This is a genomic window from Actinomyces graevenitzii C83, assembly GCF_000239695.1.
Lineage (GTDB): Bacteria > Actinomycetota > Actinomycetes > Actinomycetales > Actinomycetaceae > Actinomyces > Actinomyces graevenitzii.
On the sequence record NZ_JH470341.1, the window covers coordinates 1 to 15,660 of the forward strand.

Annotated in this window: 13 protein-coding genes, 1 rRNA gene, 1 pseudogene and 1 riboswitch; all 15 genes and pseudogenes read left to right on the forward strand. The window is 58.6% G+C overall.

What is annotated here, in order from left to right:
• A pseudogene (locus HMPREF0045_RS11125) lies at window positions 1-466 on the forward strand (IS256-like element ISEle1 family transposase); the annotation flags it as partial.
• Between the two features lie 200 nt (window positions 467-666).
• Window positions 667-758: riboswitch (SAM riboswitch) on the forward strand.
• 189 nt (window positions 759-947) lie between these two features.
• On the forward strand, window positions 948-2,156 hold the full coding sequence (locus HMPREF0045_RS09340) for a cobalamin-independent methionine synthase II family protein (protein ID WP_005987792.1): 1,209 nt from the start codon (window positions 948-950) through the stop codon (window positions 2,154-2,156).
• A gap of 161 nt (window positions 2,157-2,317) precedes the next feature.
• Window positions 2,318-2,926, forward strand: a complete 609-nt coding sequence (locus HMPREF0045_RS09345; protein ID WP_005987794.1) for a hypothetical protein — start codon at window positions 2,318-2,320, stop codon at window positions 2,924-2,926.
• Between the two features lie 5 nt (window positions 2,927-2,931).
• On the forward strand, window positions 2,932-3,717 hold the full coding sequence (locus HMPREF0045_RS09350) for an SseB family protein (protein ID WP_005987796.1): 786 nt from the start codon (window positions 2,932-2,934) through the stop codon (window positions 3,715-3,717).
• A 19-nt stretch (window positions 3,718-3,736) separates the two neighbouring features.
• Entirely contained in the window at window positions 3,737-4,810 is a 1,074-nt protein-coding gene (locus tag HMPREF0045_RS09355) for a DMT family transporter (protein ID WP_005987798.1), read from the forward strand.
• 23 nt (window positions 4,811-4,833) lie between these two features.
• The gene (locus tag HMPREF0045_RS09360; protein ID WP_005987800.1) at window positions 4,834-6,303 is read left to right on the forward strand and encodes a purine-cytosine permease family protein; all 1,470 of its coding nucleotides are present in this window, start codon (window positions 4,834-4,836) and stop codon (window positions 6,301-6,303) included.
• A 285-nt stretch (window positions 6,304-6,588) separates the two neighbouring features.
• On the forward strand, window positions 6,589-7,188 hold the full coding sequence (gene infC, locus HMPREF0045_RS09365; RefSeq protein ID WP_269146515.1) for a translation initiation factor IF-3: 600 nt from the start codon (window positions 6,589-6,591) through the stop codon (window positions 7,186-7,188).
• Window positions 7,189-7,290: 102 nt separating this feature from the next.
• Complete coding sequence (rpmI, locus tag HMPREF0045_RS09370) at window positions 7,291-7,485, forward strand: 50S ribosomal protein L35 (protein ID WP_005987805.1); 195 nt, start codon at window positions 7,291-7,293, stop codon at window positions 7,483-7,485.
• 28 nt (window positions 7,486-7,513) lie between these two features.
• A complete protein-coding gene (gene rplT, locus HMPREF0045_RS09375) occupies window positions 7,514-7,891 on the forward strand; it encodes a 50S ribosomal protein L20 (RefSeq protein WP_005987807.1) in 378 nt (125 codons plus the stop codon).
• 48 nt (window positions 7,892-7,939) lie between these two features.
• Window positions 7,940-8,758 carry a TrmH family RNA methyltransferase gene (locus HMPREF0045_RS09380; RefSeq protein ID WP_005987809.1) on the forward strand — a complete coding sequence of 273 codons (819 nt, stop codon included), beginning with the start codon at window positions 7,940-7,942 and terminating at the stop codon, window positions 8,756-8,758.
• A 70-nt stretch (window positions 8,759-8,828) separates the two neighbouring features.
• Window positions 8,829-9,917, forward strand: coding sequence for a phenylalanine--tRNA ligase subunit alpha (pheS, locus tag HMPREF0045_RS09385; RefSeq protein WP_005987812.1), 1,089 nt, complete (start codon window positions 8,829-8,831; stop codon window positions 9,915-9,917).
• Between the two features lies 1 nt (window position 9,918).
• Window positions 9,919-12,534: a phenylalanine--tRNA ligase subunit beta gene (gene pheT / locus HMPREF0045_RS09390; protein ID WP_005987814.1), complete on the forward strand. Its 2,616-nt coding sequence runs from the start codon at window positions 9,919-9,921 to the stop codon at window positions 12,532-12,534.
• Window positions 12,535-12,731: 197 nt separating this feature from the next.
• Window positions 12,732-13,244: an arginine repressor gene (gene argR / locus HMPREF0045_RS09395; RefSeq protein WP_231196733.1), complete on the forward strand. Its 513-nt coding sequence runs from the start codon at window positions 12,732-12,734 to the stop codon at window positions 13,242-13,244.
• Between the two features lie 63 nt (window positions 13,245-13,307).
• On the forward strand, window positions 13,308-14,579 hold the full coding sequence (gene tyrS / locus HMPREF0045_RS09400) for a tyrosine--tRNA ligase (RefSeq protein ID WP_005987818.1): 1,272 nt from the start codon (window positions 13,308-13,310) through the stop codon (window positions 14,577-14,579).
• Between the two features lie 728 nt (window positions 14,580-15,307).
• A 16S ribosomal RNA gene (locus HMPREF0045_RS09405) occupies window positions 15,308-15,660 on the forward strand; the annotation flags it as partial.

Here is a 15,660-nt window from a genome sequence, read left to right on the forward strand (position 1 = left end):
CAAGCGGCTGGGAGGGCTTCCTCGCGCAGAAGACCAAGAGGGACGATGGCGGTGGGCATACACGCACGAACGACTCGTGCGGGCCCGCAACAGTGTGAACCGGCTCATCGGAGCCGAGGTGTTGTTCACCTACACCGACCCCCAGTTTGAGGGGGCGTTGCCGGCGATGAACAACCAGATCGAAGGCGCGACCAACGCGCCCTTGCGTCAACTGTTGCGCGACCACCGGGGAATGCGGCTGACCCGCCGGATCAAAGCGATCTTCTGGTGGTGCTACATGCACACCGAAAACCCGCTCCCACCAGCCCAGATCCTCAAAATCATGCCCACAGACACCCAGATTGAAGCCCAATGGGAACACGCCTCGCGCACACACCCCGCAGCCGGTGTCATCCCCAGATGGGGCGACGCTATCGCCTGGCACGACCTCCACCACACAAGCCCCCACCGAAACAACTGGGACTAACCCTCCACCAACTCTTTTTGTCCTTTAACCCCATTTTTTGTGTGTGGTGGGGTTGTGTTTGGGGGGTGGGTTGCCCCCCAAAATTTTTTTGTCCTGCGAGGTGCGGGCTTGGGGGAAGGACGCACTAACCTTCTGTAGGGCGTCTCAAAATATAAACCTAGCCTTTGGCTGCATAGCTGCAACTGTTAGGCTCTAATCGTTAACCATCCAGAGCGGCTGAGAGATCTGGCTCCAAGACGCCGCAGCAACCCGCGCTTAAAAGCGTAAGGTGCTCCAGCCAGAACGATGGAAGGATTCCCGTAATGATGACTCAGCGAATGCGGTGAGCGGCTTAGCCGTGCCTCCTATGGCTGCCTAAATGCGCTCCTTAAATAACAACATTACCGCAGCCTAGCTATAACCATTCGCGGCCACCGCTGGCCTTGCCGCATGCGTCCACTTAAACGCCTTTAAAGCCAGCCTTAGACTTTGAGGAATTATCATGACCAAAATTCGTACCACCCATGTAGGTTCCCTGCCACGCACCCCCCAGCTACTCGAAGCTAACGCTCAGCGCGCAGCAGGCACCATTAGCGACGAGAAATTCAACGAAATCCTCACCGACGCCGTCGACCAGGTAATCAAGCGACAGCACCAGATCGGCCTGGACATTATCAACGAAGGCGAGTACGGACACATCACCCGCTCCGGCGTCGACTACGGCTCCTGGTGGGCCTACTCCTTCACCCGCTTCTCCGGCCTAGAGATCATCGATCCCTCCTCACCCAAGAGCGTAGGGGACTGGGACCCCAACAAGCCCGTCCGCAGCGAACCCGGCAAGATCCGCCTGACCAGCTTCGGTGACCGTCGCGACTGGACCAAGTTCCACGACGTCTACACCGACCACGAGCACGGCGTCTACCTAGGCAAGAAATCCCAGCAGTTCCCCACCGTCACCGGTGAGCTCAAATACATCGGCCAAGACGCCGTCGCCAAAGACATTGAGCTGCTACTTAAGGGCCTAGAAGACAACGGCATCGCCCGCGAAAACGGCTTCATTGCGGCCGTATCTCCCGGCTCTGCCGCCCGCGTGCCCAACCTCTACTACGCCGACGACGACGCCCACCTGCAGGCCTGGGCCACCGCCCTGCGTGAAGAGTATCGCGCCATCACTGACGCCGGCCTAACCGTGCAGATCGACGCCCCCGACTTCGCCGAAGCCTGGGACCAGATCAACCCCGAACCCACGGTGGCCGACTACCGTGCCTGGCTACGCAAGCGCCTAGAAGCCGTCAACTACGCCCTCGAAGGCATCAACCCCGACCAGGTGCGTTTCCACCTGTGCTGGGGCTCCTGGCACGGCCCGCACACCACCGACATTGCCTTCAAGGAAATCGTCGACATCGCCCTGGAAGTAAACGCCCGCTACCTCACCTTTGAGGCCGCAAACGTACGCCACGAACACGAGTGGACCGTGTGGCAGGACGTTAAGCTCCCCGACGACCGCGTAATCCTGCCCGGTGTGGTCTCCCACGCCACCAATGTGGTGGAACACCCCGAGCTAGTAGCCCAGCGTATCCGCCGCTTCACCGACCTGGTTGGGCGCGAGCGAGTAATCGCCTCCACCGACTGCGGCCTGGGTGGACGTATTCACCCCTCGCTGGCCTGGGCCAAGCTAGAATCGCTGGCTCAGGGCGCCGCACTGGTGTGACAGACGGTGTGATAAACATCTGTAAATAGTCTCTACGCGCATATAACCGGGCTGATAGCGTACGCTATCGGCCCGGTTTTGCTAGTGTCGCCTTGTTAGCAAGTTTTGTAAGCCGGCCTTACAATTGGCATAGGTTTACCGCGTACGAAAGTGAAGCCATCTTGAGTGAAGCTAGCGAACCTCGCAACATTGATGACGAATTCGCCGCACTAGTTGCGGACCTTAATACTCAAGATTCCCAGCTTCCCAAAGCTGTAAAAATCGCAATCGTGCTCACGCCCCTGCTAGACGCGCAGGTCCTAGCCTCATTTGCGGCCCTGAGTGAGCACGAATGCTGGGCGGTACCCTCATCCACCGGGGCTTTTGCGGTAAAAGAACTAGTCTCCACCCACGAACAGTGGGATATCAGTGAGCTAGTTGGCGGCGTCGACAGTGAACCCCAAGAAGCAGCGGACCTAGCCAAAGACCTATCGCGTCTAACCCGCGAAGGCGTAGTGCTGCTAACCGCAGACCTAGCTACCGACGTCGGCATTGAAACCGGGCTATCAGGCCAGGTCACCGCCCGCCGCTACGAAAACGGCAAAGCCGGCGAAGAACTCAGCGCCGGACTGATCATGAGCGCACTAGACGCAGCCGTAGAAGACGTACTGTTTGGCATCACCAAGGTGGAGGATGTGCCCGGGGCCGTCTCCACCAGCGACCCAGGCGTCACCCAAACCGTAACTGACTTCAAAAAGCCGCGACGTTTCGGTTTTTTCGGGCGTAAGTGAGCATCATGTCGCAGGAACAACTACAAGCCGCCCTAGCCGCCCGTGAGCGTATCTCTAAGCTCCTGGCCCCCAATCCCTTTGCCGACGACGACGGCTCCACCCCTGCCGCTCTAGCTGCGGCCCTTAACGCCCAGCTACCGCGCCCCCAATTCCTGCGCGAACTAGTTGCCGCCATTGCAGCCACGCGCTTGATCGTGCCCGTGCCCGCACATGGCCTGGAAGAGCCTGCCGCCGCCGTCGCCGTCGAGATTGGCAAACCGGGCGGACACAAGCCGCACCAAAACGACCCCGCCCAAGACGCCGCGAGCCTGGCCCTGCACCTAGATGACGGGCATATCGCCATGCCGGTATTCAGCTCCCAGGCAGATATGCAGGCCTGGCGCACCGACGTGCGCCCCGCCCCGGTCACCCCCCAGCGCGCCGCCCAAGTGGCTTGCCTATCGACTGACCAGATCTGGGTGCTAAACCCAGCCACAGACAATATTCGTATCCCACGCCCCGCCGTAATTTCCCTAAGCAAAGCCCAAAAATGGGTTCCTAGCTGGGAAAACGAGCAGCTACAAGCAGAGCTGAAAGAGCAGTTGATGGCATATAAGGCCATGGTTAATGTGGCTTTTGAAGCGGGGGAAACCTCAGAGCTACGCATCTACGCACTAATCGACCGCAGCTGCGGCAAGGAAGAAATGCTTGATGCGGTAGAAGGCGCCCAACAAGTGCTAGTAAATCCGGATTGGGCTGACCGGGTTGATCACGTAGAAATTTGTCCCATACTTTGGCCGATTGAACAGTAAATCGTAACCAGGGAGAGAAGTGAATAAGCAGTTTCGCGGCTATGCAATAACCACTTTTGCGGCTATTTGTTGGGGATTTTCGGGCGTATGCGGTGAGCTGCTCGTTAAGCGCTACGCTGTTGATCCAGAGTGGCTTACCTCTGTTCGTATGATCTTAGCGGGAGGCCTACTGATCGCTTTTATTTTGGGGCGTGACAAGGGGCTAAGCGCTAAGCACCGCCAATTACTGCGCACCCGTGCCGACTGGGTAAGTATGTTGGTTTACACCGTATTTGGTTTGATCGCTAACCTTTACACTTACCTGATTGCGGTTAAAAGCTCTAACGCCGGTACTGCCACGGTTTTGCAGTACTTGGGCCCGATCCTGATTGTGATTTGGGTGTGTATTCGCTCTAAACGACGCCCGCATTTAACTGAAGTATTCGCCGTATTACTGGCCCTGGTGGGTACGGCAGTGCTGGCTACGCACGGCAATATTGGTGAGCTAGTTATTACCCCTGCCGCCCTGTACTGGGGCCTAGCCTGCGCGCTGGCGCTGGCGCTATACACCCTGATACCTACCAAACTTATTCGTAAATACTCCTCTGACCTAGTGGTTTGCTATGGCATGCTACTAGGTGGGACGTTGATGAGCCTGGCCACCATGGTTTGGCAGGTAAACGTACAAACCTCTGCCGGTTTCTACCTCTACATGGTGGGCATGGTAGTGCTGGGCACGGTGGTGGCCTTCGTGCTATTCCTACAGGGCGTGCAAGATATTGGCGCGGTTAACGCCTCCCTAATTGCCTGCCTAGAGCCCGTGGCCGCCTCGCTATTCTCCTTCGCTTTAGCAGGCACCTATTTCTCAGGTGAAGACATTGCCGGCATGGCCCTAATTATGTGTGCAGTTTTGGCGGTTGGTTTCCAAGACTTCATGGCAGCCCGCCACAACCCCCATCCGCGCACCAATGAGCTTTCCGCGCAGCCAGCAGCTGCAGAAAGTCCCACGGCTGGCTCCGACGGCGCTGAGCCTGCTGCCTCCGACGGCGCCAGCCCTGCTGACACAGTTGGCGCAGCTTCCAGCGCCGCTAAGACGCCAGCAGCAGTTAAATAAAAACAGGCTTTAAGGAGCCGATCATGAGTACTGATTCACTCAGCCCCCAGTCACAGCGCAGCGAAAGCCGCCTAGCGGTAGAAACCGTTGGCTTGGATGTAATCGCTGAAGCAGATCGTAAAGGTAAACCGGCAGATTTATTTATGCCCTGGTTTGCCGCCAACATTTCCGTTCTAGGTATTTCCTGGGGCGCATGGGTACTGGGATTTGGACTGTCCCTAGTGCAGGCCCTACTGATTTCAGTAGTGGGCCTAACCTTGTCTTTCCTGCTGTGTGGCCTGGTGGCAATTGCTGGTAAGCGCGGCTCGGCTCCCACCCTGGTGCTGTCACGCGCTGCTTTTGGTTACCACGGCAACCGTGTCTCGGCGTTAATCTCCTGGATTTTGACCGTGGGTTGGGAAACTTTCCTGGCTATTATGGCGGTGCAAGCTACCGCCACCGTGATGGGGGCCTTGGGCTTTAGTAACCACCTAGTGGCCCAGATTGCCGCCTTGGTGCTGGTGGTAGTGCTGGCGGCCGGCTCAGGAATTTTAGGTTTCGACACCATCATGAAAGTGCAAACCTGGATCACTTGGGCTACCGCCGTGCTAACCCTGGTTTACCTGGTGCTAGTGGCTGACAAGATTAACTTTTCAGTGCTTGCCGCCCGCCCGGCAGCTTCCAGCACAGCTGTGCTAGGCGCCGGATGCATGTTGGCGGTGGGTTTTGGTTTTGGCTGGGTAAATGCGGCCGCCGACTATTCACGTTACCTGCCGCGCAACGCCTCAACTCGTGGGGTAGTGGGTTGGACTACCTTCGGGGCGTCACTGCCGGTGCTGGTATTGGTTTGCTTCGGGGTGCTGCTGGTGGGTTCCTCAGGCGCTGAGCTGTCAAAGAAAATTGGGGACGACCCAATTGGGGCGCTGACCACCCTACTACCCACCTGGTTCCTGATCCCCTTCGCCCTGGTAGCGATTTTGGGTCTAGTGGGCGGCATCGTTATGGATATTTATTCCTCGGGTCTGTCTTTGCTGGCTACGGGTGTGCCCGTGTCGCGTCCGGTAGCTACCGCCATTGATGGCACCATCATGACCCTGGGCACGATTGTGGTGGTTTTCTTCGCTGACTCCTTCTTAACCCCCTTTACCGCATTCTTAACCACCTTGGGTGTGGTAATTGCTGCTTGGGCTGGGGTTATGTTGGCTGATATTGCGTTGCGTCACAAAGAGTATGACGACGTCGATCTGTTTAGTCCCGCAGGTCGTTACGGCAGCGTCAACTGGGGAGCTATGGCTAGCTTGGTGGTTGCTTCCTTTGTTGGTTGGGGTCTAGTGGTAAACACCGGGGCCTCTTGGCTGTCGTGGCAGGGCTACCTGCTAGGCCCATTAGGTTTGGGTGGACGTCAAGGTAGCTGGGCTGGCGCTAACCTGGGTATTTTGCTGGCCTTAGTAATTGGTTTTGCCGGTTACTGGATTAGCAGCGCCAAGCGCGTGCGTCGTCAAGAAGAACGCTGATAGGTGACTTAAGCAATTTGTGAGAGCTGTCGCCTATTACTGCACTTTAAAGGCAGTAGCTGCTAGAGTTAACGCGTTACGCCGGTCAAAGCCGGCGCCAAGAGGAGTCAACCTCCCACCTAGGCGCGCACAGCGTTCGGGTCCTAGCAGCGTTTAACAGCGTTATTGGCTTGTTTTAAACAAGCCTCGCCAGACCTTTACCCTGTGACGAGCGGGGTGAAGGTCTTTCCTTTTGTTATAACCACCCACAAGACATAGTGAGGAACTGCCATTAGCGAGCCCCGTATTAACGACCGGATCCGCGTCAGCGAGGTGCGTCTCGTTGGACCCAGCGGTGAACAGGTTGGCGTGGTGCGTCTAGAGGACGCGCTGCGTCTGGCTGAAGAAGCCGATCTTGACCTAGTAGAGGTAGCGCCCGACGCTCGTCCGCCGGTATGCAAGCTAATGGATTACGGCAAGTACAAGTACGAGTCCGCCATGAAGGCTCGTGACGCCCGCCGTAACCAGGCCAATACTCAGCTCAAGGAAATCCAGTTCCGACCCAAGATTGACGACCATGACTACGCCACCAAGCGCGGTCACGTGGAGCGTTTCCTCAAGGGCGGAGACAAGGTTAAAGCCATTGTGCGTTTCCGTGGACGTGAGCAGTCCCGCCCGGAGCTGGGTATTCGACTGCTGCAGCGTCTAGCTGAAGAAGTTTCTGAACTGGCCACTGTTGAGAGCCACCCGCGTCAGGATGGCCGCTCCATGGTCATGGTGCTAGCCCCCACCCGTAAGAAGGCTGAAGTCAAGTCTGACCAGCGCCGTCGTCGTGAAGCCGAGCGGGCCGCCCGCCGCGCTGCCAAGAATGCGGACGCCAAGACCGACGCCGTCGAGGAAAGCTAAGCACCCCGGGTAAAACCCCACAGACCCACCCCCTAGCCACCGTTAGCGGGGTCCGCAGCCCCGGGACGACATCTCCCGTGGCCGAATAAAGAGGAAATAAGAATGCCGAAGAACAAGACGCACTCCGGTGCGAAGAAGCGCTTCCGCGTAACCGGTAGCGGCAAGCTAATGCGCGAGCAGACCAACAAGCGCCACCTGCTTGAGGTCAAGTCCTCGCGTCGTAAGCGCAGGCTGTCCAAGGACCAGACTGTGGCCGCTGCTGACGTACGTCAGGCCAAGAAGCTTCTCGGCCTCTGACCGTCCCGTTACCTAAAGGAGAAATCACATGGCACGTGTGAAGCGGGCAGTCAACGCCCAGAAGAAGCGCCGTACCGTTCTAGACCGCGCCTCCGGCTACCGCGGACAGCGTTCTCGCCTGTACCGCAAGGCCAAGGAGCAGGTCACTCACTCTGGCGTATACGCCTTCCGCGACCGTCGCGCCCGTAAGGGCGACATGCGTCGTCTGTGGATCCAGCGCATCAACGCCGCCGCCCGCGCCGAGGGCATCACCTACAACCGCTTCATCCAGGGCCTAGGCCTGGCTGGCGTTGAGGTGGACCGTCGCATGCTGGCTGAGCTGGCTGTTAACGAGCCGGCCGCCTTCAAGGCCCTGGTTGCTACCGCTCGCGAGGCTCTGCCCAGCGACGTTAACGCGGCAAAGTGAGGCTTAACGCCTAGTGCGTTATGGTCCCCAGCCCCTTAGGCTGTAACCATGAGTGAACGCCGGAACATACTGACCGACCCGCAATCTTCAAGAGTAAAGCGAGTGGCAGGATTGTTCCGGCGTTCGTCGCGCAATCGCCACGGTCGCTACCTGGCTGAAGGCCCCCAGGCAGTACGTGAAGCCATCAAATGCGTCCCCGAACAGGTACTTGACCTATACCTGACCGAGGCCGCCGGCCAGCGCCAGCAAGACATTTTGCAAAGCGCCCAGCAAGCAAACATTTACCTGCACTGGGTCAGCCAGGCCGTAATGGACGCCATCTCCACCGACGCCCAAGGCCTAGTGGCCGTAATGGACCTGGCCGGGATCCGTGCCGGCGCCGATGCACTGGCCCAAGTACTAAAGGGCGCCACCCAAGTGGTGGTTATGAGTGAAACCCAAGACCCCGGTAACGCTGGCACCATTATCCGTGTAGCCGACGCCGCCGGCGCAGACGCGGTGATTATGGCACGCGGCTGCGTAGAACTAACCAGCCCCAAAGTTATCCGCGCCAGCGCCGGCTCGCTCTACCACCTACCGGTAATCACCGGCCTAGCCCTAGACGACATCATCGCCGCCCTACGCGACGCCCAGCTAAACATTCTGGCCGCCGACGGCGCCGCCCACCTTTCACTATTTGCCATTGAAGACATGCTGGCTACCCCCGTGGCCTGGCTACTTGGTAATGAGGCACGTGGACTGAGCCGAAGCGAACTAAACCACGCAGACGCCGTCGTCGCCATCCCCATCTACGGCAAAGCCGAAAGCCTAAACGTGGCCACAGCAGCAGCGGTATGCCTCTACGCAACCGCCCGCGCCCAGCATTAAAAGCGTCAATTACCCTGCTATGTCCCTTGCTATTAGGCTAGGGACATAAACATTTAAGGAAGGAAACCTCATGACCCAAGCGTCTGAAGGCGGCCTGTCCCCGCTGGACGAAGCCGGCATTGAAAAGGTTATTGCCGCCGCGCTCGCGGCCGTAGCTGCCTCAGGGACCCTGGCAGCTTTGAAAGAGGCCCGCTCAGCCTACACCGGTGACACCTCTGAGCTGGTACTAGCCAACCGTGCCATCGGTAAGCTACCCAAGGCTGACAAGCCCAAAGCTGGCAAGCTGCTAGGTGGGGCGCGTGCCCGCATCGCCAAGGCCCTGTCTGAGCGTCAAGCTGAGCTAGAAGCCCTAGCTGAAGCCCACATGCTGCGCACCGAGGCAGTGGACGTAACCCTGCCCACCGACCGCAGCCCCAAGGGCGCGCGCCACCCCATTGACCTGCTAATTGATGAGGTCAGCGACTTTTTCGTGGCAATGGGTTGGCAGATCGCTGAAGGCCCTGAGGTTGAGCACGAATGGTATGACTTTGACGCGCTAAACTTCGACGCCGACCACCCGGCCCGTCAGATGCAAGACACCTTCTACATTGACGGCACCAGCGTTAACGGCGCCAACGTAGAAGACTCCCACCTGGTTATGCGCACCCACACCTCCCCAGTGCAGGCGCATGTAATGCTCGAACAGCAGCCGCCGATCTACATTGCTTGCCCCGGTAAGGTGTTCCGCTCTGACGAGCTAGACGCTACCCACACCCCGGTATTCCACCAGGTAGAGGGCTTAGCGGTAGACAAGGGTCTAACCATGGCTAACCTGAAGGGCACCTTGGATCATTTCGCCCGCGCCATGTTTGGCCCCGAAGCTAAGACCCGTCTGCGCCCCTCCTATTTCCCCTTCACTGAGCCCAGCGCCGAAATGGACCTGTGGTTCCCACAGAAGAAGGGCGGCGCCGGCTGGATCGAGTGGGGCGGTTGCGGCATGGTTAACCCCAACGTGCTGCGCGCCTGCGGTATTGACCCCGAGGTTTACACCGGTTTTGCTTTCGGTATGGGCCTAGAGCGCACCTTGATGCTGCGTCACGGCATTGCCGACATGCACGACATTGTGGAAGGCGACGTGCGTTTCTCACGTCAGTTCGGTCTGATTGGAAAGGGTAACTGAAATGCCATACGTACCCCTTGAGTGGCTGCGCCAATACGTGCAGGTACGCCCCGGGACCGACGCCGCCGCTCTGGCCGCCGACCTGGTTAAGGTAGGCCTGGAAGAAGAGCAGATTGTGCCCGCGCGCGTCACCGGCCCGCTGGTAGTGGGCAAGGTGCTCACCCAGGAGCCTAAAGAACAGTCAAACGGCAAGGTGATCAACTACTGCCGTGTGGATGTAGGCGAGCAGCACAATGACGCCCCTGGCACCGGCAAGGAGCCCAGTGAGCTGCCCAGTCGTGGCATTATTTGCGGCGCCCACAACTTCAAGCCCGGCGATTCCGTAGTGGTTTCCCTGCCGGGTGCGGTACTACCGGGTGACTTCAAGATTGCTGCCCGCAAAACCTACGGTCACATCTCTGACGGCATGATCTGCTCTGCCGCTGAGCTAGGTTTCCCTGACGACGGCAAACACGGCATTATCGTGCTTGATGAGCGCTACCCCGAGGGGGAAGTGCCCGCGCCGGGAACTGATGCCCTGGCGCTGCTAGGCCTAGATGACGAGGTTGTAGAAATCAACGTAACCCCAGATAGGGGCTACTGCTTCAGTATGCGTGGGGTGGCGCGTGAATACTCCCACTCCACCGGCGGGGCCTACCAGGACCCGGCTGACACCGCCAATGCGGACTTCTACCCCCAGGGCCTGCAGGCCCCTGGTAACGATGGCCCGCGCGTGGAGGTTAACGATGAGGCCCCCATTAACGGCGTACCCGGCTGCGACCGCTACGTGGCCCGCCTGGTTGAGGGGGTTAACCCCAACGCCCCCACCCCGGACTGGATGAGCCGACGCCTACAGGCTTCAGGTATGCGTTCAATCTCCCTGGCGGTGGACGTGACTAACTATGTGATGTTGGAGCTGGGCCAGCCGCTGCACGCTTTTGACGCCGATAAGCTCACTTTGCCGCTGGTGGTGCGCCGCGCCCAGGCGGGGGAGAAGCTAACCACTTTGGATGATGTGGAGCGCGTACTAGACCCCCAGGATCTGGTTATTGCCGACAGCGAGGGTGGCTCGCGCGTATTGGCTATAGCTGGCGTAATGGGCGGGGCCACCAGTGAGGTCACTGAAACCACCTCTAACGTGCTAATTGAGGCCGCCCACTTCCACCCGGTTAGCGTGGCCCGCTCAGCGCGCCGCCACAAGCTACCCACCGAGTCCTCCAAGCGTTTTGAGCGCGGCGTGGACTACCAGCTGGCTCCAGTGGCCGCACAGCGCGCCGCTGACCTGCTGGTGCGTTATGGTGGCGGCAGCTATGGGCCGATCACCGAAATTGACCGCACCCAGGCCCCGGCTCCCATTGAGTTTGCGCTTGACGCTGCCTCCCGCCTAACTGGCGTGGACTACCCGCGTGAGCAGGTAGTGGGTTTGCTGCGCGAAATTGGTTGCCAGGTTAACGACGACGGCGGAGCAACGGTGCAGGTAAGCGCGCCTTCGTGGCGCCCGGACCTAACCGGTAGCGCAGAACTGGTGGAAGAAATCGCCCGCCTTGACGGCTACGACAACATCCCCGTGCAGCTGCCGGTAGCCCCGGCCGGCACCGGTTTGACCTTCGCTCAGCGCGCGCGTCGCGACATTGTGCGCACTGTGGCCGAACAGGGCCTAACCCAGGTGCTGTCTTACCCCTTCGTGGGCGACATTTACGACCGCCTGGAGCTGCCCGCCGATGACGAGCGCCGTCAGGCCGTGCGTATCGCTAACCCGCTAGCCGACGACGCCCCGCTGCTACGCACCAGCGTGCTGGACTCGCTTATTGACGTGGCAGTACGTAACGTCTCACGCGGCATTGGCGACGTCGCCCTGTACGAGGTTGGTAACGTCACCACCTCCGCCGGGGTAGTGCCTGCCCCCATCCCGGGCGTGGCCCAGCGCCCCAGCCAGGCAGAAATTGAGGCTCTGGCTGCCGGAACCCCGCGTCAGCGTCTACACCTGGGCGCCATCTTGTGTGGCCAGCACGGCTACTCCGGGGTGCTACAGCACGTACGCAACTGGGACTGGGCCGACGCCGTCGAGCTAGTACGCGACATTGCCAGCCTGCTGGGCTTGAAGCTACATGTAGCCAACGCCGAGCGCGCCCCCTGGCACCCGGGCCGCTGCGCCGAAATCCGCATTGTTGTGCCCACCAAGAACCCCACCCGCCCGCAAATCGGTGAGGTTATTGGTTACGCCGGCGAGCTGCACCCGCGCATCGTTAAGAAGCTGGGCTTGCCTGAGCGTGCCTGCGCGGTGGAGTTGGACCTGGATGCCCTGATTGAGTGTTCAAGCAAGCAGCCGGTGGTTAAGGCGCAGCCGGTTTCCACCTACCCGGCGGCTAAGGAAGACTTCGCTTTCGTCGTCGACGAGGCCACCCCCAGCCAGGCGGTTGCTGCGGCAATCATCGTTGCTGGCGGTAAGCTGCTCGACGACGTGCGCCTGTTCGACGTCTACCGTGGCCCCCAGCTAGGCCCAGGTCGCAAGTCCTTGGCCTTCTCGGTGCGACTGCGCGCTAGCGACCACACGCTCAGCGCCAGCGAAACCGAAGCTGCCCGCGCGCGAATTATTAAGCAGGTGGGTAAGTACACCGGAGCTAAGCTACGTGCATAAACGCGTGGCGGCGCAGTAAATAATCGCGCCTAAACACTAATAAAAGTGACGTGTCCATCCCGATGGGAAGGGCACGTCACTCGCATTATTATGCCTTGAACGGTATGATTGCTCATGTAAATATGCTGCCGTTGAGGTTGGCGATTCCTGTAACAGACAAGGAAAACTGGAGATTTAAAGTGGAACACAAAATCCCCATGTCACGTACTAGTCGCCACGCCCTGATTAATAAAATTCTGGCTCGCGGCTCTGTAGCCTCCCAGCGCCAACTGCGCGATCTGCTTGCTGAGCAGGGTGTTTACACCACCCAGGCCACGCTTTCGCGAGACCTACTAGAACTACGCGCCGTCAAAGTGCGCACCCCCTCAGGACAATCCGTATATGCAGTTCCCGAAGCTGGCGCCCCCGGCCAGCTGCCCGTAGCGGCCCCCGAAGAAGAGGCATTTGACGAGGTACTAACCACTCGTCTGTCGCGCTGGATCCAAGATCTACTAGTTTCTGTTGACCAGGCCTACAACCAGCTAGTGCTACGTACCCCGGCCGGGGCCGCCCAGCTACTAGCCTCAGCTATGGACAACGCCATGATTCCCGGGGTTTTGGGTTGCATCGCTGGTGACGACACAATTTTGGTTATCGCCACCAAAGATGAGGTAGCCAGTGAGCTACGTGGGCGCCTGCTAGAACTGGCTCGCCCGACCCAAGGCCGCTAAGCTGGAACAACTGGCTATATAGCCAGAAAGTAAATTGAAGCAACTACACCGTAAGGAACTGCTGTGTCTGACGTTCTTGAGGAACTACAGTGGCGCGGGCTGATCGCCCAGCACACCGACATCGATGCGCTACGTAAGGCGCTTGATGAAGGGCCAGTGACCTTCTATTGCGGTTTTGACCCTACGGCTGCTTCTTTGCACCACGGACACCTGGTTGCCGTAAAGCTTATGCGTCACCTGCAGCTAGCTGGTCACCATCCCCTGGCCCTGGTTGGTGGGGCCACCGGTTTGGTTGGTGACCCGCGTGCCAAGGGTGAGCGTGTACTTAACTCTCCTGAGGTAGTAGCTGGCTGGGTGGACTCGCTGCGTCGTCAGCTAGAGCACCTGCTGGACTTTAGCGGCTCTAACCCGGCGCGCATTGTTAACAACCTGGACTGGACCAGCCAGCTTAGCGCCATTGACCTACTGCGTGACCTGGGTAAGCACTTCCGCATGGGCACCATGCTGAACAAGGACATTGTGGCCCGCCGCATCAACTCTGAAGAGGGCTTGTCCTACACCGAGTTTTCCTACCAGATCCTGCAGGCCAACGACTACCTAGAGCTGTACCGCCAGTACGGCTGCACCCTTGAAGTAGGCGGAAACGACCAGTGGGGCAACATGGTTGGTGGCGCTGACCTGATCAGCAAGGTAGAGCCTGGCGCTACCGTGCATGTGCTAACCAACCCGCTGATCACCAAGGCTGACGGCACCAAGTTTGGTAAGAGCGAGGGCGGCGCTATCTGGCTAGACCCCACCATGCTCAGCCCCTACGCTTTCTACCAGTTCTGGCTGCAGGTAGAAGACGTTGACGTGGTGCGTTTCTTGAAGGTGTTCACCTTCCTCAGCCGCGAACGCATTGAAGAACTTGAGCGTGAAACTCAAGAAAACCCGCGCGCCCGAGCCGCCCAGAAGGCTTTGGCTCATGAAGTTACTACCTGGGTGCACGGCGAGCAGGAAACTGCGCGCGTAGAAGCCGCCACCGCCGCACTGTGGGGCGGGGATGCTGATTCGCTGCGTAAGATTGATGCTTTCACCCTGGCTGGCGCCACTGCTGATCTGCCTTCGGCGCAGCTGGAGGTAGGTAAGTCCACCATTATTGACCTACTGGTTGCCACTGGTTTGGAAAAGGGCCGTGGAGCCGCACGCAAGACTGTGGCTCAGGGCGGTGCCTACCTGAACATGCGCAAGGTTAGCGACGAAGACGCGGTAATTACCGAGGACGACTTACTGGCCGGGGGAGTAGTGCTGGTGCGTAAGGGCCGCCGCAAGCTGGCAGTGGCGCGCACTAACTGAAGCTTGCAAGCACTGACCAAAGTTTCTGACGCACACTTGAGCTAACTAGTAGCTAGTGTGTACCAAGGCTGGGGGGCCGGTTAGCGCGTGACCACGCGCTAACCGGCCCCCAGTTTTCTAGCTCAGTTGTTGGCTTAAGTTACGGCTCGGATAGGTGTTTGCCGGCTCGGATGGGTATTTATCGCTCCGATAGGTGTTTCAGATAGGTGTTTGCCGCTCAGATAGATGCTTGCCGGTTCAGATAGCTGTTTACCAGCGCAGATAGGTATTTCTAAGGCGCATTCAGGTAGGCAATCAGATAGGCATTCAGCTAGGCCGCCTAAAAATGTGTTGTGGTGCACGTGTTTTCGGGTTGACGGGTTGGGGGCGGGTAAGGCTAAGATAGTTCCCGCTGCCGCAAAGGGCTGGTTCCTTGAACTGGTTCTGATGGTGGCAAGGGATCTTTTCTTTCAAGGATTTCTAGTGTTGCGGTCTGGTTCACAGTGAATCGGGTTGACAGGTTAGAAATCTTGGTTGTAAGATTCTCTGGTACTTTGAGGGAAGCGTGCGGACCGGTTGGTTTGTAGGTTTTTCTTGTGGGCGCGTTGTTTGAGAACTCGATAGTGTGTCAAGTTTTTTATGTCTTGAATTCTTCTCCAACAGGCATGGTGTTTGTTGGGGGGTTTTTCTTGTTGATTTCTTTGTCAACTATTATTTTTTTGAGCTAGTTGTTTTCTGGTTCTTCAGTTTTTTTGGAGAGTTTGATCCTGGCTCAGGACGAACGCTGGCGGCGTGCTTAACACATGCAAGTCGAACGAAAATACCAAGCTTGCTTGGTTGATTAGTGGCGAACGGGTGAGTAACACGTGAGTAACCTGCCCCTTACTTTCCTGGATAACTGCTCGAAAGGGTAGCTAATACGGGATATTCTGGCCTTCCTGCATGGGTTGTTTGGAAAGGTTGTTTTTCTGGTAAGGGATGGGCTCGCGGCCTATCAGCTTGTTGGTGGGGTGATGGCCTACCAAGGCTTTGACGGGTAGCCGGCCTGAGAGGGTGGACGGTCACACTGGGACTGAGATACGGCCCAGACTCCTACGGGAGG